Annotated in this window: 18 protein-coding genes and 1 tRNA gene; 10 read left to right on the top strand and 9 right to left on the bottom strand. The window is 74.6% G+C overall.

What is annotated here, in order from left to right:
* Positions 1-76: 76 nt before the first annotated feature.
* Genes mshC through H9X71_RS08515 form a run of 3 tightly spaced genes read right to left on the bottom strand, consistent with a single transcriptional unit; the run spans position 77 to position 3539 of the window.
* Positions 77-1363 carry a cysteine--1-D-myo-inosityl 2-amino-2-deoxy-alpha-D-glucopyranoside ligase gene (gene mshC / locus H9X71_RS08505; RefSeq protein WP_191146705.1) on the bottom strand — a complete coding sequence of 429 codons (1287 nt, stop codon included), beginning with the start codon at positions 1361-1363 and terminating at the stop codon, positions 77-79.
* A 4-nt stretch (positions 1364-1367) separates the two neighbouring features.
* Complete coding sequence (locus H9X71_RS08510) at positions 1368-2186, bottom strand: undecaprenyl-diphosphate phosphatase (RefSeq protein WP_191146706.1); 819 nt, start codon at positions 2184-2186, stop codon at positions 1368-1370.
* A gap of 42 nt (positions 2187-2228) precedes the next feature.
* Complete coding sequence (locus tag H9X71_RS08515) at positions 2229-3539, bottom strand: M20/M25/M40 family metallo-hydrolase (protein WP_191146707.1); 1311 nt, start codon at positions 3537-3539, stop codon at positions 2229-2231.
* A 116-nt stretch (positions 3540-3655) separates the two neighbouring features.
* Between H9X71_RS08515 and H9X71_RS08520 the strand changes: the two genes are divergently transcribed.
* The 3 genes from H9X71_RS08520 to H9X71_RS08530 all read left to right on the top strand — a co-directional run bounded on the left by H9X71_RS08520 (position 3656) and on the right by H9X71_RS08530 (position 5906).
* A tRNA-Leu gene (locus H9X71_RS08520) sits at positions 3656-3741 on the top strand.
* Positions 3742-3879: 138 nt separating this feature from the next.
* A complete protein-coding gene (locus H9X71_RS08525; protein ID WP_191146708.1) occupies positions 3880-4896 on the top strand; it encodes a magnesium and cobalt transport protein CorA in 1017 nt (338 codons plus the stop codon).
* A 44-nt stretch (positions 4897-4940) separates the two neighbouring features.
* Complete coding sequence (locus H9X71_RS08530) at positions 4941-5906, top strand: NAD-dependent epimerase/dehydratase family protein (protein WP_191146709.1); 966 nt, start codon at positions 4941-4943, stop codon at positions 5904-5906.
* Between the two features lie 7 nt (positions 5907-5913).
* Here H9X71_RS08530 and H9X71_RS08535 read toward each other — a convergent pair whose 3' ends face one another.
* The gene (locus H9X71_RS08535) at positions 5914-7254 is read right to left on the bottom strand and encodes a J domain-containing protein (protein ID WP_191146710.1); all 1341 of its coding nucleotides are present in this window, start codon (positions 7252-7254) and stop codon (positions 5914-5916) included.
* A 246-nt stretch (positions 7255-7500) separates the two neighbouring features.
* On the opposite strand from H9X71_RS08535, the gene H9X71_RS08540 reads away from it, so the two are divergent.
* From H9X71_RS08540 to H9X71_RS08555, 4 genes are read left to right on the top strand one after another with little or no spacing between them, the layout of a single operon-like run.
* Positions 7501-8142, top strand: a complete 642-nt coding sequence (locus H9X71_RS08540; protein ID WP_191146711.1) for an ABC transporter permease — start codon at positions 7501-7503, stop codon at positions 8140-8142.
* On the top strand, positions 8135-9406 hold the full coding sequence (locus H9X71_RS08545; RefSeq protein WP_191146712.1) for an ABC transporter ATP-binding protein: 1272 nt from the start codon (positions 8135-8137) through the stop codon (positions 9404-9406). The genes H9X71_RS08540 and H9X71_RS08545 overlap by 8 nt, the downstream gene beginning before the upstream one ends.
* Positions 9403-10173 (top strand): ABC transporter permease, encoded by a 771-nt coding sequence (locus H9X71_RS08550; protein ID WP_191146713.1) that lies wholly within the window; start codon positions 9403-9405, stop codon positions 10171-10173. The genes H9X71_RS08545 and H9X71_RS08550 overlap by 4 nt, the downstream gene beginning before the upstream one ends.
* Entirely contained in the window at positions 10173-11183 is a 1011-nt protein-coding gene (locus H9X71_RS08555; RefSeq protein WP_191149135.1) for a glycine betaine ABC transporter substrate-binding protein, read from the top strand. Before H9X71_RS08550 ends, H9X71_RS08555 begins: the two co-directional genes overlap by 1 nt.
* 19 nt (positions 11184-11202) lie before the next feature.
* Here H9X71_RS08555 and H9X71_RS08560 read toward each other — a convergent pair whose 3' ends face one another.
* The 3 genes from H9X71_RS08560 to H9X71_RS08570 form a co-directional block, all read right to left on the bottom strand.
* On the bottom strand, positions 11203-13011 hold the full coding sequence (locus H9X71_RS08560) for a DEAD/DEAH box helicase (protein WP_191146714.1): 1809 nt from the start codon (positions 13009-13011) through the stop codon (positions 11203-11205).
* Positions 13012-13210: 199 nt separating this feature from the next.
* Complete coding sequence (locus H9X71_RS08565; RefSeq protein WP_191146715.1) at positions 13211-14401, bottom strand: acyl-CoA dehydrogenase family protein; 1191 nt, start codon at positions 14399-14401, stop codon at positions 13211-13213.
* 51 nt (positions 14402-14452) lie between these two features.
* The gene (locus tag H9X71_RS08570) at positions 14453-15304 is read right to left on the bottom strand and encodes a VOC family protein (protein WP_191146716.1); all 852 of its coding nucleotides are present in this window, start codon (positions 15302-15304) and stop codon (positions 14453-14455) included.
* 152 nt (positions 15305-15456) lie between these two features.
* Between H9X71_RS08570 and H9X71_RS08575 the strand changes: the two genes are divergently transcribed.
* A complete protein-coding gene (locus H9X71_RS08575; protein WP_191146717.1) occupies positions 15457-16248 on the top strand; it encodes an SGNH/GDSL hydrolase family protein in 792 nt (263 codons plus the stop codon).
* A gap of 63 nt (positions 16249-16311) precedes the next feature.
* Here the strand turns inward: H9X71_RS08575 and H9X71_RS08580 are convergent, their stop codons facing one another.
* Together H9X71_RS08580 and H9X71_RS08585 are read right to left on the bottom strand one after the other, a co-directional pair.
* A complete protein-coding gene (locus H9X71_RS08580) occupies positions 16312-17526 on the bottom strand; it encodes a D-alanyl-D-alanine carboxypeptidase family protein (RefSeq protein ID WP_191146718.1) in 1215 nt (404 codons plus the stop codon).
* A complete protein-coding gene (locus tag H9X71_RS08585; protein WP_191146719.1) occupies positions 17523-18332 on the bottom strand; it encodes a TrmH family RNA methyltransferase in 810 nt (269 codons plus the stop codon). The genes H9X71_RS08580 and H9X71_RS08585 overlap by 4 nt, the downstream gene beginning before the upstream one ends.
* Positions 18333-18486: 154 nt before the next feature.
* Here H9X71_RS08585 and H9X71_RS08590 point away from each other — a divergent pair, with 154 nt between their 5' ends.
* Both H9X71_RS08590 and H9X71_RS08595 read left to right on the top strand, forming a co-directional pair.
* Positions 18487-19341: a Sir2 family NAD-dependent protein deacetylase gene (locus tag H9X71_RS08590; RefSeq protein ID WP_191146720.1), complete on the top strand. Its 855-nt coding sequence runs from the start codon at positions 18487-18489 to the stop codon at positions 19339-19341.
* Positions 19338-19973, top strand: coding sequence for a histidine phosphatase family protein (locus H9X71_RS08595; protein WP_191146721.1), 636 nt, complete (start codon positions 19338-19340; stop codon positions 19971-19973). Before H9X71_RS08590 ends, H9X71_RS08595 begins: the two co-directional genes overlap by 4 nt.
* Positions 19974-19980 lie beyond the last annotated feature (7 nt).

The following is a 19980-nucleotide window of genomic DNA, read 5'->3' on the forward strand; positions in this document are numbered from 1 at the left end:
CCGGGGCACGGCCGGCGTCCAGCCCGACCGGAGTCCGGTCCGACCGGACCGGACCGGACCGGATCGCGCACGCGGATCAGGCCGCCGGGCTCCCCAGGCGCACGCCGAGGAGCGCGTCGACCGCGTCGAGCTCGACGGGCGTGGCGGGCACGTCGGTCGCGACGCGCAGGTCGAGGAGCAGGATCGCCCCCGGGGTGTCGAGGTCGTCGGCGAGGCGCTCGCGCACGAGCTGAACGAGCTCGCCGGGCGCGTCCTCGAGGGCCGGGGCGTCGCCGGATGCGGAGTCGGCGGCCCACGCGTCCCATGCCGCCAGGCGCGCGACGGACTCCTCGAGGAGGGCGTCCGTCCACTCCCAGTCGGCCCGGTAGTGCTGCGCGAGGAGCGCGAGGCGGATGGCGCGGGGATCGACGCCCGCCGTCCGCAGGCGCGACACGAGCACCAGGTTGCCGAGCGACTTGCTCATCTTCTCGCCCTGGTAGGCGACCATGCCGGTGTGCGCGTAGACGCACGCGAAGTCCTCGCCCGTGAGCGCCGCCGCGTGGCCGGCGGACATCTCGTGGTGCGGGAAGATCAGGTCGCTGCCGCCGCCCTGCACGGTGACCGGCCGGTCGAGCTTCCGCAGCGCGATGACGGCGCACTCGATGTGCCAGCCCGGCCGGCCTCGGCCGACGACGCTGTCCCAGGCGGGCTCCCCCGCGCGCTCGGCGCGCCAGAGCAGCGGGTCCAGCGGGTCGCGCTTTCCGGGCCGCTCCGGGTCGCCGCCGCGCTCCGCGGAGAGGACGGCCATGGTCGCGCGGTCGTAGCCGCTCTCGTCGCCGAGGGTCCACGGGCCGGTCTCGCCCGCGCCGGCGACGTCGAAGTAGAGGTCGCGCGCGCCGGGCTCGGCCGCTTCGGGCGTGTCGACCGGGTAGGCGGTGCCCCGGCGGACCAGCTCGGCGACGGCGGCCGCGACCTCGTCGACGACCTCGGTGACGCCGACGTACGAGTCGGGCGGGAGGATCCGGAGCGCCTCCATGTCGGTGCGGAAGAGCTCCACCTGCTCCGCGGCGAGGTCGCGCCAGTCGACGCCGGTCGCGGTCGCGCGCTCGAGCAGCGGGTCGTCGACGTCGGTGACGTTCTGCACGTAGGCGACGTCGTAGCCGCGGTCGAGCCACACGCGCTGCAGCGTGTCGAAGGCGAGGTACGTGGAGGCGTGGCCGAGGTGCGTGGCGTCGTACGGCGTGATGCCGCACACGTAGAGGCCGACGCGGCCGTCGCCGGCGCACTCGGCGGGGCGCACGGATCCGGTGCTCGTGTCGTGCAGGGACGGGACGGGCGGCTCCCCCGCGACGGCGGGGACGGCGGGACGTGACCAGGCGCGCACGGGATCAGGCCGCGATCGCGCCGGTGCCGAGGAGCACGAGCAGCACGGCACCGAGGGCGACGCGGTAGACGACGAAGGGCATGAACGTGCGCGTGGAGATGTAGCGCATGAGGCCCGCGATGACGGCGAGGCCGACGACGAACGCGATGAGCGTGGCGACGGCGGTCTGCCCGGCGCCCGCCTGGCCGGTCTCGTCGAAGCTCTTCACGAGCTCGTAGAGCCCGCTGCCGAAGACGGCCGGCACGGCGAGGAGGAAGGAGTACTCCGCCGCGACCGGGCGGGAGTAGCCGAACGCGCGCGCCGCGGTGGTGGTGGCTCCCGAGCGGGAGACGCCGGGGACGAGGGCGAGGGCCTGCGCGATGCCGATGCTCACGCCGTGCCCGTAGGTCATGTCCTTCTCGAGGCGGTCGCTGCGGCTGTACCGGTCGGCGAGGCCGAGCAGGATGCCGAACACGATGAGCACGATCGCGACGATCCACAGCGAGCGGAACGTGGAGCGGATCGTGTCCTGGAAGAGGTAGCCGGCGATGCCGATGGGGATGGTGCCGATGATGACGAGCCAGCCCATGCGCACGTCCGGGTCGCCCTTCGGCATGCCGCCGCGGAGCGAGCGGAACCAGGCCGACAGGACCTTGCCGATGCGCCTGCGGAAGAACACCACGACCGCGAGCTCCGTGCCGAGCTGCGTGATGGCGGTGAACGTGGCCCCCGGGTCGCCGCCCATGAAGAGCCCGGCGATGCGGAGGTGCGCGCTCGAGGAGATGGGCAGGAACTCGGTCAGGCCCTGGACGAGGCCCAGGATGATCGCCTCGAGATAGCTCAAACGGGTGCTCCAAGTGTCGGGTGGCCCACCTGGGGCTCGGTTCTAGTAGTCAAGCAGGAGGTCCCGCAGGACCTGCCTCCCGAAGACTAGTGCGTCGAGCGGGACGCGCTCGTCGACGCCGTGGAACATGGCCGGGAAGTCCATGGAGGCCGGCAGGCGCAGCGGCGCGAAGCCGTAGCCGGTGATCCCGAGCCGGCTGAGCGCCTTGTTGTCGGTGCCGCCCGAGAGCATGTACGGCAGGACCTCCGCCTCGGGGTCGTGCGCGCCGAGGGTCGCCACCATGGCGTCGACGAGGGGGCCCTCGAACGGGTTCTCGAGACCCACGTCCCGGATCACGATCCGCACCTCGACGCCGTCGCCCGCGAGCTCGCGGACCCGTGCCAGCACCGCGTCCTCCTCGCCGGGCAGCACGCGGATGTCGACGAGCGCCTCCGCGGTGTCGGGGATCACGTTGTGCTTGTAGCCGGCGGTGAGGAGCGTCGGGTTGGTCGTGGTGCGGAGCGTCGCCGCGATGAACTTCGAGGCCGTCCCCGTGGCGATCGCGAGGTCGTCCGGCGTGACCTGCTTGGGGTCCGCGCCGACGATGCGGGCGATCTCGTCGAGCAGCTGGCGCGTCGTGTCGGTGAGGTGCACCGGCCACTCCTCCATGCCGATCCGCGCGACCGCGCCCGCGAGCCGCGTGACGGCGTTGTCGCGGTTGACCTGCGAGCCGTGGCCCGCGGTGCCGGTGGCGACGAGGCGCACCCACATGAGCGCCTTCTCCCCCGTCTGCAACAGGTACGCGCGCTTGCCGGCGAGGTCGATGGAGTAGCCGCCGACCTCGCTGATGGCCTCGGTCGCGCCCTCGAACCACTCGGGCCGGTTCTCGACGACGTAGGCGGAGCCGAGCACGCCCCCGGCCTCCTCGTCGGAGAAGAAGCCCATGATGAGGTCGCGCTCGGGCGCGCGGCCCGAGGTGATGATCTCCTGCAGCGCGGTGATCATCATCGCGTCCATGTTCTTCATGTCGACCGCGCCGCGGCCCCAGAGCATGCCGTCCTTGATCTCGCCCGCGAAGGGGTCCACCGACCAGTTCGCCGGATCGGCGGGGACCACGTCGAGGTGGCCGTGCACGACGAGCGCCGGCTTGTCGCGGTTGCGGCCGGGGATGCGCGCGAGGACGCTCGTGCGGCCGGGCGCCGCGTCGATGAGCTCGGGCGCGAGACCCAGGTCCTTGAGGTGCTGCTCGACGTACTCCGCGGCCTCCGTCTCCCCCTCCGACCGGCCCTCGCCGTGGTTGGTGGTGTCGAACCGGATGAGGTCGCGGGCGATGCGGGCGGTGGCGTCGAGGTCGTCGGGCAGCGTGTCGGTCATGGGTCCACGCTACCGAGGCCGGGTGGCGGCGTCCGGTCGGGCGGGTGGTCGAGGGACCCTCGGAACCCGTGCTAATGTCGTCTCTCGGCAGCCGGAGACGGCGGGCCGCACATCCTGTCCGGATGGCGGAATTGGTAGACGCGCTAGCTTGAGGTGCTAGTGCCCGTATTAGGGCGTGGGGGTTCAAGTCCCCCTTCGGACACACACGAGAGCCGGTCGGATCCTTCGGGATCCGACCGGCTCTTCCTCGTCGTGGGCCCCTCTCCCGGGTCGCGCGTCCCGGGCCGGGCTACAGTCGCTCTCGGCCCGCGCGCGGGTCCCGACCCGAGAGCGAGATCCCATGACCGTCGTCGACAGCGCCGTGTACGTCCAGGGGGTCCGCACCGCGGATCCGGAGAGCCTCGACGAGACGTTCGAGGTGATGCGCGCGCGGCAGGGCGTCGCCTGGATCGGCCTGTACCGCCCGGATGCCGACGAGCTGCACCGCGTCGCCGAGGAGTTCGGCCTGCACCCGCTCGCCGTCGAGGACGCCCTCACCGGCCACCAGCGCTCGAAGATGGAGCGCTACGGCGACACCTGGTTCGTGGTGCTCCGGCCCGCCCGCTACCTCGACGCCGAGGAGCGCGTGGAGTTCGGCGAGCTGCACGTCTTCGTGGGGCCGGACTTCGTCGTCACCATCCGGCACGCCGAGTCGCCGGACCTCTCCGCCGTGCGCCGTCGCCTGGAGGAGGATCCCGCGCTCCTCGCCCTCGGCCCGACCGCGGTGCTCTACGCGATCCTCGACCAGGTCGTCGACGAGTACGGGCCCGTCGCCGGCGGCCTCGAGCACGACGTGGACGAGATCGAGGACCAGATCTTCGGCGCCGACCCCGACGTCTCCCGCCGCATCTACGCGCTCATGCGCGAGGTCACCGCCTTCCAGCGCGCCACCGCCCCGCTCGGCGCCATGCTCGACGACCTGCGGCACCGCGCCGAGGAGCGCGAGGTCGACCTGGAGCTCCGCCGCGGCTTCCGCGACGTGCACGACCACGTCATCCGCGTCGCCGAGCGCGCCGACGCCTTCCGGACCCTGCTGCAGAACGCCCTGACGGTGCACACCACCCTCGTGGGCCAGCGGCAGAACGACGAGATGAAGAAGCTCACCGAGACGAGCCTCGCGCAGAACGACCAGGTGAAGCGCATCTCCTCGTGGGCCGCCATCCTCTTCGCGCCGACGCTCGTCGGCACCGTCTACGGCATGAACTTCACGAACATGCCGGAGCTGCACTGGACCTACGGCTACCCGCTCGCGCTCGGCCTCATGGTCGTGATGGGCGGCATCCTCTACGCGGCGTTCCGGAAGCGCGGCTGGATCTGATCCCCGGGCCGGTCGGGCGTCCGCCGCGCCGCTAGGGTGACGGGATGCGCGTCGTCGTCATCGGAGCCACCGGCCACATCGGGACCTTCCTCGTCCCCCGTCTCGTCGAGTCCGGCCACGACGTCGTCGCCGTCAGCCGCGGCACCCGCGAGCCCTACCGCACGTCGCCTCTGTGGGACCGCGTCGAGCGCGTCCGGGTCGACCGCGACGCCGAGGACGCCGCCGGCACCTTCGCCGACAGGATCGCCGACCTCGCCCCGGAGGTCGTCGTCGACCTGGTCTGCTTCACGCCCGAGTCCGCGCGTCATCTCGTCGAGGGCCTGCGCGGCCGCGTGCGCCATCTGGTGCACATCGGGAGCATCTGGACCCACGGCCTCAGCACCTCGCTGCCGCTGCGCGAGGACGACCCGAAGGAGCCGTTCGGCGACTACGGCGTGCGGAAGGCGGAGATCGAGCGCTACCTCATCGCGGAGTCGCGCGGCGGCGGCGTGCCGTCGACGGTCGTGCACCCCGGCCACATCTCCGGGGGCGGCTGGCCCGTGATCACCCCCCTCGGCAACCTGGACCCCGCGGTGTGGACCGCTCTCGCGACCGGCGGCCCGCTCGCGGTCCCCGGCTCGGGCAGCGAGACCATGCACCACGTGCACGCCGACGACGTCGCGCAGGTCGTGCAGCTGGCCATCGCCAACCGGGAGACGAGCGTCGGCGAGAGCTTCCACGCCGTGTCCGAGCGCGCGCTCTCGGTGCGCGGCTTCGCCCGCGCGGCGGCCGCGTGGTTCGGCCGCGAGCCCCGGCTGGAGCACCTCGACTGGGACGGCTTCCGCGCGCGCACCGAGGCCGACCACGCGGACGCGAGCTGGGAGCACCTCAGCCGCAGCCACGTCGCGAGCATCGACAAGGCGCGCGACGTGCTCGGCTACGCGCCGCGGTACACGAGCGAGGAGGCCGCGCGCGAGGCCGTCGAGTGGATGGTGCGCGCAGGCGACCTGGACGTGCCGCTCCCCCGCTGACCGCGCGTCAGACGAAGCGGGCGTCGAGCACCAGGCGGGTGCGCACCGCGAGCAGCCGCTCCGGATCCATCGAGGTCAGCCCCGGGAGACCCGCGGCCACGTGGTCGGCGAGCAGCGTGCGCGCGACCGCGTAGGCCGGCAGCGCCTGCGGGTCGTCGGCGGCGTGCAGGACGACGGGCGCCGCGCCGAGCACGCCGGAGGGCAGGGAGAGCACGAGGCCCACCACGGGCACATCCATCTCGCGGGCGAGCGCCCGGGCGCGCGCGTCGAGGCCATGCAGCGCGGCCGCGCGCGCGGTCGGGTCGGTCGCGGCGTCGGATCCATCCGGCACCGACTCGACGGCGACCAGCCCCTGCGGCCCGAGCACGAGGTGGTCGAGGGCGTCGCCGGAGCGCGGCACCGCGACGCCGTTCCAGAACGCGTACGACGGGCCGAGCTCCATCAGCTCGCGCGCCGTCTCCTCCTGCGCGACCGCGGCCCGGAGCGCGTCGGACGCGGCGACCGGGACCTCGGCGACGAGGTCGGGCGCGTAGGCGTCCGCCTCGAAGCGGCGGCGGAGTCCCTCGAGCCGGGCGAGCCGCGCGCTGTACGCGGCCATGAGATCGGGGTAGGCGCGCAGGGCGCGCTCGTGGGCGAGGACGTCCTCCTGGAGCCGGGCTGCCGCGCGCCGCCGCGGCTCCTCGGACCGGTGCCAGGCGCGGCCCGCGGGCCCCGCCGCCGCGAGGCCGATGCCGGCGCCGACCACGAGGCCGACGAGGGCCGCGACCGCGCCGAGGCCGGAGACGAGCAGGACCAGCGCGAGCAGCACGGCGGCGACGGGCGGCACGATCGCCCGCGCGCGGCGCACGTAGGGGCCGGGCTCGTCGGCGAGGGCGGGGCCGCCGCGGGGCGGCACGGGCGCGGCGGGCACCGAGGGCTCGGCGGGATCCGCGAGCCACTCGCGCACGAGGGAGAGGTAGCGGAGGCGGGCGAAGCCGCCCGGGTGGCCGAAGCTCCGCGTCCGCGCGGGCGGGCGGCTTCGGGGCGCGCCGGGGCGGCCGCGACGCGCGGCGGGATCCCACGCGGCGCCCGAGGACGTCGACGCGGGCGACGCCGGATGGGCGCGGCCGGCGGGATCCTCCTGCGGCGGGGCGGCGTGGAGCGTGCGCTCGTAGCGGGCGCGGCTCTCGGGGTCGCCCACGGCCTCGAAGGCGTCGCGCACGGACTGGAACTCGTCGGCGCTCCCGCCCATGTCGGGGTGGGCCGCACGGACGCGGCGACGGTACGCCCGGCGGATCTCGTCCTGCGACGCGGACGGCTCCACGCCGAGCACGGCGTACGCGTCGGCATCGCGCGACGGGACGGGCATCGGGGCTCCTCGCGGGCGCCGGTCGGGGGCTCCCAGGATGACGAGCGTAGGCGAGGGCGGCTGGACGGCGCCCGAGCGCGGGCCGTGCGCCGCCCGGACCCTTCCCCTGACGGGCGCGGCCGTCCGCCCGCGGCGCGCGTATCACGTCCCGCTGGGATGGACCTGTCCCGCCACCCCCTGCCTCCTGGGTAGCCTGGCCCCCGCCGATGCCCCTCCCGGTGACCGACCGATGCAGAGGAGACCGACATGTGGGACTTCCTGTCCTCCCGCGCCGACCAGATCGCCTTCTCCGCGTGGCAGCACCTCAGCCTCGTGGTGCAGTGCCTCGTCCTCGCGACCGTCCTCGCCGTGGGGATCGCGGCGCTCGTCTACCGGAGCGCCCCGCTGCGCTCCGTCGCCAACAGCGTGTCCGCCATCGGCCTCACGCTGCCCGCCTTCGCGCTCGTGGGCCTGCTCATCGCGCCCCTGGGCTTCGGCGTCGCGCCGGCCGTGGCGGTCGTCACGTTCTTCGCGACGCTGCCGATCCTCCGGAACGCGGTGGTCGGGCTGTCCGGCATCGACCCTGCCGTCGTCGAGTCCGCGCGCGGCATCGGCATGGGGCGCCTCCGCACGCTCCTCCGCGTCGAGCTGCCGCTCGCGTGGCCCGTCATCCTCGGCGGCATCCGGGTCTCGGCCCAGATGGTCATGGGGATCGCCGCGGTCGCCGCGTACGTGCTGGGCCCCGGTCTCGGCGGCTTCATCTTCTCCGGGCTCTCCCGCCTCGGCGGCGCGAACGCGACCGAGTCCGTCCTCACGGGCGTGCTCGGCGTCGTCCTGCTCGCCCTCCTGCTCGACCTCGTCCTCGTCGGCATCGGCCGGCTCACCACACCGAGAGGCATCCGTGTCTGAGACCCCCACCGCTCCCCCGGCCCCCGTCGTCAGCGGGCGCTCGATCCTGCTCGACGGCGTCACCAAGCGCTACCCCGGACAGGCGAAGCCCGCCGTCGACGGCATCACGCTCGAGATCCCGGCCGGCAAGATCGTCATGCTGGTCGGTCCCTCCGGCTGCGGCAAGACCACGACGCTGAAGATGATCAACCGCCTGATCGAGCCGACCGAGGGCCGCGTGGTGCTCGGCGACGAGGACGTGACCGGCATCGACGGCGACGAGCTGCGGCGCCGGATCGGCTACGTCATCCAGGCCGGCGGGCTCTTCCCGCACATGACCGTCGCCGCGAACATCGCCGTGGTGCCGAAGATGCTCGGCTGGGACGCCGCCCGGATCCGCGCCCGCGTGGACGAGCTGCTCGAGCTCGTCTCCCTCGACCCGGCGCAGTACCGCGACCGCTACCCGAAGGAGCTGTCCGGCGGCCAGCAGCAGCGCGTCGGCGTGGCCCGCGCGCTCGCGGCCGACCCGCCCGTGCTCCTCATGGACGAGCCGTTCGGCGCCGTGGACCCCATCACCCGGCAGCGCCTGCAGGACGAGCTGATCCGCATCCAGGCCGAGCTGCAGAAGACCATCGTCATCGTCACGCACGACTTCGACGAGGCCGTGAAGCTCGGCGACTGGATCGTCGTCTTCGCCGAGGGCGCGCGCATCGTGCAGTACGACACCCCGGAGCGGATCCTCGCGGAGCCCGCCGACGCCTTCGTCGAGGAGTTCATCGGCTCGGGCGCCGGCCTCAAGCAGCTCACGCTCCGTCGGGTGGACGAGGTGCCGCTCGCCTCCGCCGTGATCGCGCGGCCCGGCGACGCCGCCCGCGACGTGCTCGCCCGGATGGACGAGGCCGGCCACCAGCACGCCGTCGTCCTCGACGGCCGGGACCGCCCGCTGCAGTGGCCGTCCCGCCGCGTCCTCGGCCGGCTCGACGCCGTCGGCGCCCAGGCGGATCCGCGCCTGCCCGTCATCGGCAGCCGCGCCACCCTCAACGACGCGCTCGACACGATGCTCGTCTCGAGCGCGGGCGCGGCCCTCGTCACCGGCCGCGGCGGCGCCTTCCTCGGCGTGATCGACGTGGAGACCGTCATGGACGCCATCACGCGCGTGCGCGCCGAGGCCGCGTCCGGTCTCGACGACGCCCCCGTCGGCACCAACACGGGCACCATCGGCACGGTCGGCGCCACCGCCGCGCGGGCCGACGCGGACTCCTCCCCCGCCGGGCAGGACGGATGAGCGCCGCCCTCGACGCCCGCACCGGCGCCGCGGACGCCGACTCCGGCTCCTGGCGCGCCCTCGTCGCGCAGCCCGTCGCCATCGCCGTGGTCCTCGCCGCGTACCTCGTCTGGCTCGCGGTCGCGCCGCTCTCGGCGACGGAGCGCACGACGCTCGCGCCGGCCGCCCTCGGCAAGGCGACGCTCGAGCACCTCGGGCTCACGTTCAGCGCCGCCGTCATCGTGCTGGTGATCGCGGTCCCGCTCGGCGTCCTCCTCACCCGCGGGCGGATGCGTCGCGCCTCCGCCCCCGTGCTCGCCGTGGCGAACTTCGGGCAGGCGGCGCCGGCGATCGGGCTGGTGGTGCTCCTCAGCATGGTCGTCTCCGGCAGCGGCTTCGTCGCGAGCCTCATCGCCCTCGTCCTGTACGCCGCCCTGCCCGTGCTCCGGAACACCATGCTCGGCATCCGCGGCGTCGACGAGCGGCTCGTCGAGGCCGGCCGCGGCATGGGCATGAGCCGCGCGGCGGTGCTGTTCCGCATCGAGCTGCCGCTCGCCGTGCCCGTCATGCTCGCGGGGATCCGCACCGCGCTCGTGCTGCTCGTCGGCACCGCGGCGCTCGCGGCGTTCGTCAACGGCGGCGGGCTCGGGATCCTCATCACGACCGGCGTCAACCTGTACCTCTATCCCGTGCTCGTCTCGGGCGCGCTGCTCATCGCGCTCCTCGCGCTCGCCATCGACTGGCTCGGCCGCGTCGTCGAGCACGTCGCCCGCCCGAAGGGACTCTGATCGTGCCGACCCCCTCCCGCTCCGCCCGCCTGCGCCGCGCCCTCGGCGTCCCCGCGCTCGCGGCCGCCGCCCTCGTGACGCTGACCGGCTGCGGGCTCCAGCCCGCGACGGCCTACGTCCCCGACGCGGCGCCCGGCTCCATCCGGCCGCTGGACCTGCCCGAGGGCGCGTCCCTCACCGTGACGTCGAAGAACTTCACCGAGCAGCTCATCCTCGGGAAGATCGCGGTCATCGCGGCGAAGGCCGCCGGGTTCCAGGTCACCGACAAGACGAACGTGCCGGGCAGCGTCCCCGCCCGCGAGCTCATGACGAGCCACGGAGCGGACATGACGTGGGAGTACACCGGCACCGCGTGGCTCAGCTACCTCGGCGAGGCGAAGGGGATCCCCGACCAGCGCGCCCAGTACGAGGCCGTGCGGGACGCCGACGTCGCCAACGGCCTCACCTGGCTGACCCCAGCGCCGCTCAACAACACGTACGCGATGGCCATCCGCGAGGAGGAGGCCGAGCGGCTCGGCATCACGCGGATGTCCCAGGTGGAGGACCTGCCCGTCGAGGACCGCACCTTCTGCGTGGAGGCCGAGTTCAACTCGCGGTCCGACGGGCTGTCGCCCCTGCTGGAGGCCTACGGCATCCCGCGCGGGTCCGCCGACGGCGTGCCCGACGGCAACGTCTCGATCTTCGACACGGGCGCCGTGTACACCGCGACCGACCGCGGCACCTGCGAGTTCGGCGAGGTGTTCACGACCGACGGGCGCATCGACAAGCTCGGGCTGCGGATCCTGCAGGACGACCTCGGGTTCTTCCCCGCCTACAACGTGGCGCCCGTGCTCGACAGCGCGACGCTCGCCGAGTACCCGGGCCTGCAGGACGTCTTCGACCGCATCACCCCTGTGATCACGGACGACGCGCTGCGCGAGATGAACCTGCGGGTGGACGACGCGGGCGAGGAGCCGGCCGACGTCGCGTTCGACTTCATGGTCGACAACGGCTTCGTGACAGCGCCCTAGCGCGCGGGCCGGCGGGACGTCAGCTGCGCATCCACCGGCGCAGCTGGTCGATCCGCTGCTGCAGCTGCGTCACGCTGCACTGCCCGACCGCCGGCCCGCCGCACACGCGCCGGAGCTCGGCGTGCACGAGGCCGTGCGGCTCGCCGTGGAGCTTCGCCCGCATGCCGACGAGGCTGTTGAGGAGCTGGCGCTGCTCCTTGAGCGTGCGGTACAGCGGGATGTCGTCCGGGTCCTTGGGCGCGCCGCTCTCGGCCTGCTTCCGCTCCCGCTCCGTCGCGTGCTTCGACTGCCGGTGCTGCCGCTGGGCGAGGAGCTCGCGCACCTGCTCCGGCTCGAGGATCCCGGGGAGCCCGATGAACTCCTCCTCCTCGAGGCTGCCGACGTCGGCCATCTGCCCGAACTCGGCGCCGTCGAAGAGGACCTTGTCGAAGGTCGCCTCGGATCCCATCGCCTCGAAGGAGAACTCGCTGAGCAGGGAGTCGGACCCCTTCTCGCTGCGGTTCGCCTCGCCCATCATGGCGTCCTCGGGGTTGTAGAGGTCGCCCTCCTTCGAGGAGTCGCGGTCGAGGGCGTGGTCGCGCTGGCGCTCCAGCTCGTTGGCGAGCACGAGGAGGTTCGGGACGCTCGGCAGGAAGATCGAGGCGGTCTCGCCCCGGCGCCGGGCGCGCACGAAGCGGCCGATGGCCTGCGCGAAGAACAGGGGCGTCGACGCGCTGGTGGCGTAGACGCCGACCGCGAGCCGCGGCACGTCGACGCCCTCGGACACCATGCGGACCGCGACCATCCACCGGGAGGTGCCGGCGGAGAAGCGGTCGATGTTGGCGCTCGCCTCGACGTCGTCGGAGAGCACGAGCGTGACGGGCTGTCCGCTGAGGCGCTGGAGGATCGCCGCGTAGGCCCGCGCCGTGGTGTGGTCGGTCGCGATGACGAGGCCGCCCGCGTCGGGGATCGACTGCCGCACCTCGGTGAGGCGGCGGTCGGCGGCGGCGAGCACCTGCGGGATCCACTCGCCGTCGGGCGCGAGCGCCGTGCGCCACGCCTGCGAGGTGATGTCCTTCGTGTTGCCCTCGGCGAGCTGCGCCTCCATCTCGTCGCCCATCTTGTTGCGCCAGCGCATGCTGCCGGCGTAGGCGAGGAAGATGACCGGCCGGACGACGCCGTCGGCGAGCGCGCGCCCGTAGCCGTAGTCGTAGTCGGTCTGCGAGAGGCGGACGCCGCGGTGGTCGCGGAGGTAGCTGACGAACGGGATGGGCGCCGTGTCGGAGCGGAACGGGGTCCCCGTGAGCGAGAGGCGGCGCGTGGCGCGCTCGAAGGCCTCGCGGATGGCGTCGCCCCAGCTGAGCGCGTCACCGCCGTGGTGGACCTCGTCGAGGATCACCAGGGTGCGGCTCTGCTCGGTCATGGTCTTGTGCAGGTACGGGTTCGCGGCGACCTGCGCGTAGGTGACGGCGGCCCCGTGGTAGTGCCTGCCCAGCGCGCCGGAGCTGTTGCTGTACATCGGGTCGAGGCGCACGCCCGCGCGCGCGGCCGCGTCGGCCCACTGCTTCTTGAGGTGCTCGGTGGGGGCGACCACGGTGATCCGGTCGACGGTCTTGCGGTGCAGGAGCTCGGAGGCGAGGCGGAGGGCGAACGTGGTCTTGCCGGCGCCCGGAGTCGCGTTGGTGAGGAAGTCGCGCGGCTCGTTCTCGAAGTAGGCGGTGAGGGCCTCCTCCTGCCAGGCCCGCAGCTTGCTGACGGTGCCCCAGGCGGCGCGCTCCGGGAAGGCCGGCGAGAGGTGCTCGGCCGCGGCGGATCCGACGTGCGGAGGAGGGGACGGCAGGGTGCTCACTCGACCTCACGATACCCGCCCGCGCGGGTCCGCCCGACGGCCGACGCCCCCGTCGCGGAGACAGGAGCGGCCGGATCCGCACGGCCGACGGGCACCCGTCGCGGGGCGCGCGGCCCGGCGGATCCGGCCTCCCCGCGGCACCCGGGCGCGTCGCGTCGAGGAGCGCCCGTCCCGCTCCCGGCAGTCGTCCGGCGGCCGCTCAGGCGGACCGCGCCACGGGCCCGAGCAGCGCGCTCGCGAGGGTCTCCTGCGCCTGCCGGTCGCTCGACGGGTGGAAGCCGCCCGCGAGCACGTCGCGGTACAGGCGCCCCAGCTCGTCGCCCGTGCGGAAGGACCCGCCGCCCGCGACGGCGACCGCGTTCCGCACGACGTCGGCGGCCGTGCGCGTGGCGCGGACCTTGGCGCCCACGAGCAGCGACGGCCAGCGGTCCCCGTGGTCGACGCCGCGGTCGACGTCCTCGGCGAGCGCCCGGAGCTGCGGCGCGAGCGCGTCCTGCGCCAGCGCGGCGTCGGCGACGAGCGCACGCACGGCGGGATCCTGCGCGAGGGTCGCGCCGCCGGCCGCGTGCGAGGTGCGGTGCCGGGCGGCCTCCACGGCGAGGTCGAGCGCGCGCTGGCCGAGGCCCGCGTACACGGCCGCGATGAGCAGCTCGAACGCCTGGAGCACGGCGAGGACGAACGGGTCGTCGCGGCGGCCGACCTCGCGGATGCGGATCACGTCGGCCGCGGGCGCGCGCACGCCGTCGAGCACCACGGTGTGGCTCTGCGTCGCCCGCATGCCGAGGGTGTCCCAGTCCGGCACGATCCCGAGGCCCGGTGCGTCGCGCGGCACGAACGCGTGCACGAGCAGGGGCCGGTCCGGGTCCCGGTCGTCGCGCCCGAACAGGCCGAGCCTGCTCCATGCGGGCGCCATGCTCGAGGAGACCTTGGTGCCCGTGAACCGGTACCCGCCGTCGGCGTCGGGCTCGGCGCGCGTGAGGGAGTCGGCGAGCGGCGCGTCGTTGCCGGGCTCGCTGATCGCGAAGGCCAGCACCTCCCCACGGCCGGCGTCCTCGAGGACCCCGCGGAGGGTGTCGTCGCCGCGGTCCGCGAGGATGCGCGCCACAGCGGTCCACACGAGGTGCATGCCGACCCCGAGCGCGGTCGCGGGCGCCGCCTGGGCGAGGAGGGTCTGGCAGCGCACGGCGTCGGCGAGCGACGCGCCGGATCCGCCGAGGTCGCGCGGGACGAGGAGGCGCAGGTACCCGGCGTCCCGGAGCTCGTCCAGGTCCTCGGCGAAGAACGCGTTGCGGGCGTCGTAGCCGGCGGCCCGCGAGCGGATGCGCTCGAGAAGGGCGTGGTCGAGGAGCGCGTGCGGGTCGAGCGGGTCGGCCGGGGTGGCGGGCGTCATGCGCCCATCCTCCCCCGGCCGCCTCCCGCGCGGTCGCCCGCCGGGAGCCGCTCAGCCGGCCGACAGCACCAGGGCGTTCCCCCACGGGTCCTCGAAGGCGAGCGCGCGACCGTCGTCGCGCGTGGCGACCCCGGCGCGGCGCAGGCGCGCGTCCACGGCCTCGACCTCGTGGCGCGTGGGCACCTGGATCCGCACGGTGCCGAGCCCGAGGGTCGCCGGGCGCCGTCCCGCGCCGCGGCTGTTCCACGTGTTCATGGCCATGTGGTGGTGGTACCCGCCGGCGGAGACGAAGATCGCGGACCCGTGCCAGCCGGCGACGAGCTCGAAGCCGAGCGTGTCGACGTAGAACGCGCCGGCGGTCTCCGTGTCGCCGACCTGCAGGTGGACGTGCCCGATGCCCGCCGCGTCGTCGGCCGGGCCCGCGGCCGCGGCCAGCTCGTCACGGAGGAACGCCTCCGGGTCGAGCCGCAGGGAGTCCATGACGACCCGGCCGTCCTGCCACGTCCACTCGTCGCGCGGGCGGTCGGTGTAGAGCTCCACGCCGTTGCCCTCGGGGTCGGTGAAGTAGAACGCGCGGCTGACGAGGTGGTCGGCGCTGCCGGTGTACGTGCCGGGAGCCCGTCGCGCGACGGAGGCGACGGAGCGGGCCAGCGCCGCGGGGGTGTCGAAGAGGACGGCGGTGTGGAACAGCCCGGCGTCCCCGGGGCTCGGCAGGTCGAGCCCGTGTCCCGTCTCGAGGACCACGGCGGGGGCGCTCCCCCGGCCGAGCGTCGTGGATCCCGCGCCCTCGGCGACGACGTCGAGGCCGACGGCGTCGCGGTAGTAGGCGGTCATGCGGTCGAGGTCGGCGACCAGGAGGGTCACGGCCCCCATCGTCGTGTCGGCGGAGAGCAGGTCGGGCATGGGGTCCTCGGGTTCGTTCGGGCACGGGTCGGGTTGCTTGAATGCTCAACCAAAGTGCCCGCTCGCGTATTCCACTACCTGAGGAAAGGGGCGCTCCTCGCCGGAGCGGGAGGCGTTCCTATGATGGGGACGTCCCACCCGGAAGGAAGCGCATGACCGAGCCCCATCCCTGGCGCCGCTACGTCGCCCTCGGCGACTCCTTCACGGAGGGCATCGGCGATCCCGAGCCGGGCAGCCCCGGCGGGCACCGGGGCTGGGCGGACCGCGTGGCCGAGGTGCTGGCCGACCAGGTCGACGGCTTCTCCTACGCGAACCTCGCGATCCGCGGCCGCCTCCTCGCGCAGATCGCCGACGAGCAGGTCGAGCCGGCCATGGCCCTGCACCCCGACCTCGTCTCGCTCTCCGCCGGCGGCAACGACATCCTCCGGCCCGGCGCCGACCCGGACCGCCTCGCCGACCGGCTCGACCGCATGGTCGAGCGGCTCTCCTCCGAGGGCGCGACCGTGGTGCTCTTCACGGGCACCGACGTCAAGTTCTCGCCCGTGTTCGGGCGGCTGCGGGGCAAGGTCGCCATCTACAACGAGGACATCCGCGCGATCGCCGCCCGGCGCGACTGCATCGTGGCCGACCAGTGGGCGCTCACCGAGATCCAGGACCCGCGGATGTGGGACGTCGACCGCCTGCACCTCGCGCCCCTCGGCCATCACACGGTCGCCCGCATGGTGCTGCAGGCGCTCGCCGTGGAGAACGACCTCCAGCCGCTCCAGCCCGAGCCGCTGCCGACGCGCACGTGGCGTCAGGCCCGCGCGGGCGACATCGACTGGGCCCGCTCCTACTTCGTCCCGTGGGTGCTGCGGCGCCTGCGGCACCAGTCCTCGGGCGACGGGCGCACGGCCAAGCGGCCCGACGCGTCGCCGTGGTCCCGGCCGGACGCCGCGGGCTGATCCCGGCGTCGTGCGGTCGAGCGGACCGCGCGGCGCGCACCCTCCCCGGACCGCGCGAGCGGCTCAGCCCAGCAGCTCGCCGGGGTTGCCCAGCCGCCACCAGCCGTCGGGCCCCGGCAGCGCCCGGTCGAGCGCCAGCGGGATCCGGACGGCCTGCTGCCCGGCCGTGACCGTCGCCGCGCCGACCTCCGTGCCCGCGGCGGCCTCCGCGGTGCCGGACGCCTCCACGGTCGTCGCGACGGGGGTGTCGCCCCAGACGAGCAGCGACTCGTCCGCCGTGGCCACGGCCTGCGCGGTCGCGCCCCATGCCGTCTCGTAGTCGGCGAAGGGCTCCCCCGCCGTGGCCACCTGGACGACGTGCATGTTGGCGGTCACCGTCGGCAGGAGCGCCAGGACCTGCGCGGCCAGCTCCGCGTGGTCGCGGGCGCCGAGGGTGACACCGACCACCGTCACGTCGCGGTCCCCCACCTTCGTGTCGACGGCCCAGAGGAGGCACTTGCCGGCCTGCTCGAGCGTGCCCGTCTTGATGCCGCGGAAGCCGGGGACGGTCGCGAGGAGGTTGCGGTTGACGACCTGGCCCACGCCCGTGACGTCGGCGCTCCGCTGGTCGACGATGCCCGCGAGCACCGGATCCGCGAGCACCATCTCGCCGAGCCGCACGAGGTCGGCGGTCGTGCTCACCGTCTCCGGGGAGAGCCCCATCGCGTCCGCGACGTGCGTGCCGGTGAGGCCCTGCTCCGCGAGCCACGCGTTCGCGGCGGCGACGAACGCGTCGTTCGAGCCGTACGCCCACACGCCGAGGGCGGCCGCGTAGTTGTTGGCGCTCGCGAGCAGCGCGCCCTCGATCAGGTCGCGCTGGGAGAGGCTCGTGCCCGGCACGGCGGGCTCGACGATGCCGTCCTGCGTGAGGATCTGCCGCCGGAGCGCCTCGTCCTCGGCCGTGAAGGTCACCTGCGGACCCTCCTCGCCGGGCGCGAGCGGCTTCGCCCGCAGCACGACGAGGGACGTGACGACCTTGGTGATGCTCGCCATCGACCGCGGGGTCGGATCGGCGTCGTTCGTCGCGAGCACGCCGTCGAAGCCCACGGCCCCGACCGCGGAGACGCCGGCGCCCGGCCAGGTCTCTGGGGTGACGACGTTGACGACGGGCGGCGGCGCGTCGACCTGGGCGACCGCGGCCGGCGGATCCGCCGTGAGGGTCACCGGGACGTAGACGCCCGCGGAGACCACGAGCGCCGCGGCGACGCCGGCGAGGGTCACCCGGCGGGTGCGGCTCACGCGCGGACCCGCAGGGCGTACAGGGCCACGGCGCTCGCCGCGGCCACGTTGAGGGAGTCGACGCCGTGCAGCATCGGGATCACGACCGTGGAGTCCGCGTGGCGGAGCGCCGCGCGGCTCAGGCCGTCGCCCTCCGTGCCGAGCACGAGCGCGATCCGCGCGGGCGGGTCGGCGGCGAACGCGTCGAGGGTCACGGCGTCGTCCTCCAGCGCGAGGGCCGCGAGGTGGAAGCCGGCCTCGTGCAGGAGCGGCACGGCCTCGGGCCACTCGGGCAGGCGGGTCCAGGGCACCTGCAGGACCGTGCCCATGCTGACGCGGACGCTCCGGCGGTAGAGCGGGTCGGCGCAGCGCGGGGTGATGAGCACCGCGTCGGCGCCGATGCCCGCGACGGCCCGGAAGATCGCGCCGACGTTGGTGTGGTCGACGACGTCCTCCAGCACGACGACGCGGCGCGCGTCCCGCAGCACGTCGGCGACCGCGGGCAGCGGCGGCCGGTGCATCGCGGCGAGCGCCCCGCGGTGCAGGTTGTAGCCCGTGAGCCGCTCCAGCACCGCCGCCTCGCCCACGAAGACGGGGACGTCGGGGAAGCCGGCGAGGAGCGGGGCGACGTCGTCGAGCCACTGCTCCTGCAGCAGGACGGAGCGCGGCACGTGCCCGGCGGCGAGCGCCCGCCCCATGACCTTGGTGGACTCGGCGATGTACAGCCCGCCCGCCGGCTCGCTGACGCGCCGGAGGGCGACGTCGGTGAGCCGGGAGTAGTCCTCGAGCCCCGGGGAGTCGATGTCCTCGATGCGGTGGATGTGCACGCGGGTCCTCTCCGTCCGCCCCGCGACGGGGGCGCTGCCTGCTCGCGCGGAGCCTCCGCGCGGGTGCGCTGTCTAGACTCGGCAGGACAATGATGCCCTGCCCCGTCGCCGCCCGCCGACAGGCGCGGGCGTCCGCTCGGCACCGGGAGGCCCCATGAGCACCGCTCTCCGTGACGATCCCCGACCCCCCGTGGGATCCACCCTCGCCGAGGCCGTCGGCCTGATGCGCGGACGCCGCACGGCCGTCCTCACGGGCGCCGGCGTCAGCACCGACTCGGGCATCCCCGACTACCGCGGTGAGGGCGCCCCCAAGCGGAACCCGATGACGTTCCAGCAGTTCCGCAGCGAGGGCGACGACTTCCGCCGCCGCTACTGGGCGGGCGGGCACCTCGGCTGGAAGGCCTTCAGCTCCGCGCGTCCCAACGACGGGCACGCGGCGCTCGCCGACCTGGAGGCCGCGGGCGTCGTCTCGGGCCTCGTCACGCAGAACGTCGACGGGCTGCACGAGCGCGCCGGGTCCCGCCGCGTGGTCGACCTGCACGGCTCACTCGACCGGGTCCTCTGCCTCGACTGCGGCCAGGCCTACGCGCGCTCGGCGATCGCGGAGCGCATCAGCGCCGAGAACCCGTGGCTCGACGCGCCGGACGCCGTGGAGCTGAACCCCGACGGCGATGCGCAGGTGCACGACGTGGACCGCTTCCGCATCCCCGTGTGCAGCGTCTGCGGCGGCATGCTCAAGCCCGACGTCGTGTTCTTCGGCGAGCTCGTGCCTACCGAGCGGTTCCGCGAGGCGAGCGCCATCGTGGCGGAGGCGGACGTGCTGCTCATCGCCGGATCCTCGCTCGCCGTGAACTCCGGCATCCGCCTGCTCGAGATCGCCCGGAGGAGCCGCATGCCGATCGTGATCCTCAACCGCGGCACCACCAAGGGCGACACCCGCGCCACCGTCCGCCTGGAGGGCGGCACGAGCGAGACCCTCCGCGCGATCCAGACGGAGCTCGCGTCGTGACCCGCATCGTCCTCGTCCGCCACGGCCGCACGGCCTGGAACGTCGAGCGCCGCGTGCAGGGCTCGAGCGACATCCCGCTCGACGACACCGGTCGCGCGCAGGCCGCCACCGCGGGCGCGCTCCTCGCCGAGGCCGTCGCGGGCGGGGCCGGCTGGGACGCGGTGCACGCGAGCCCGCTCAGCCGCGCCTTCGAGACCGCGTCGATCATCGCGGAGCACCTCGCGCTCGGCGGCGCGCCCACGACGGGCCCGCTGCCGGAGCCGGCGCTCGCGGAGCGCCGCTACGGCTTGGCCGAGGGGCTGACGCACGCGGAGATCGAGGCGCGCTTCCCCGACGGCGACGTGCCCGGGCGGGAGACCGTCGAGTCCGTCACCGAGAGGGCGGGCGCCGCGCTCCTGCGGCTCGCCGAGCTGCACCCCGGCGGGTCGCTCATCGCGGTGTCGCACGGCGGCGTCATCGCCGCTCTCGCCCGGAGCCTCGACGCCTCGCTCGTCGGCCGACCCGGGCCCATGATCGAGAACGGCTCGGCGCACACGTTCGGCGTGGTCGACGGCGCGCTGTCCCTGCTGCGCTTCGGCGGGATCGCCGAGCTCGGGCCCGTCGCCGACCTGTCCGCGGGGCGCCCGGCCTGATCCGGGC

It is taken from the genome of Clavibacter zhangzhiyongii (assembly GCF_014775655.1).
Lineage (GTDB): Bacteria > Actinomycetota > Actinomycetes > Actinomycetales > Microbacteriaceae > Clavibacter > Clavibacter zhangzhiyongii.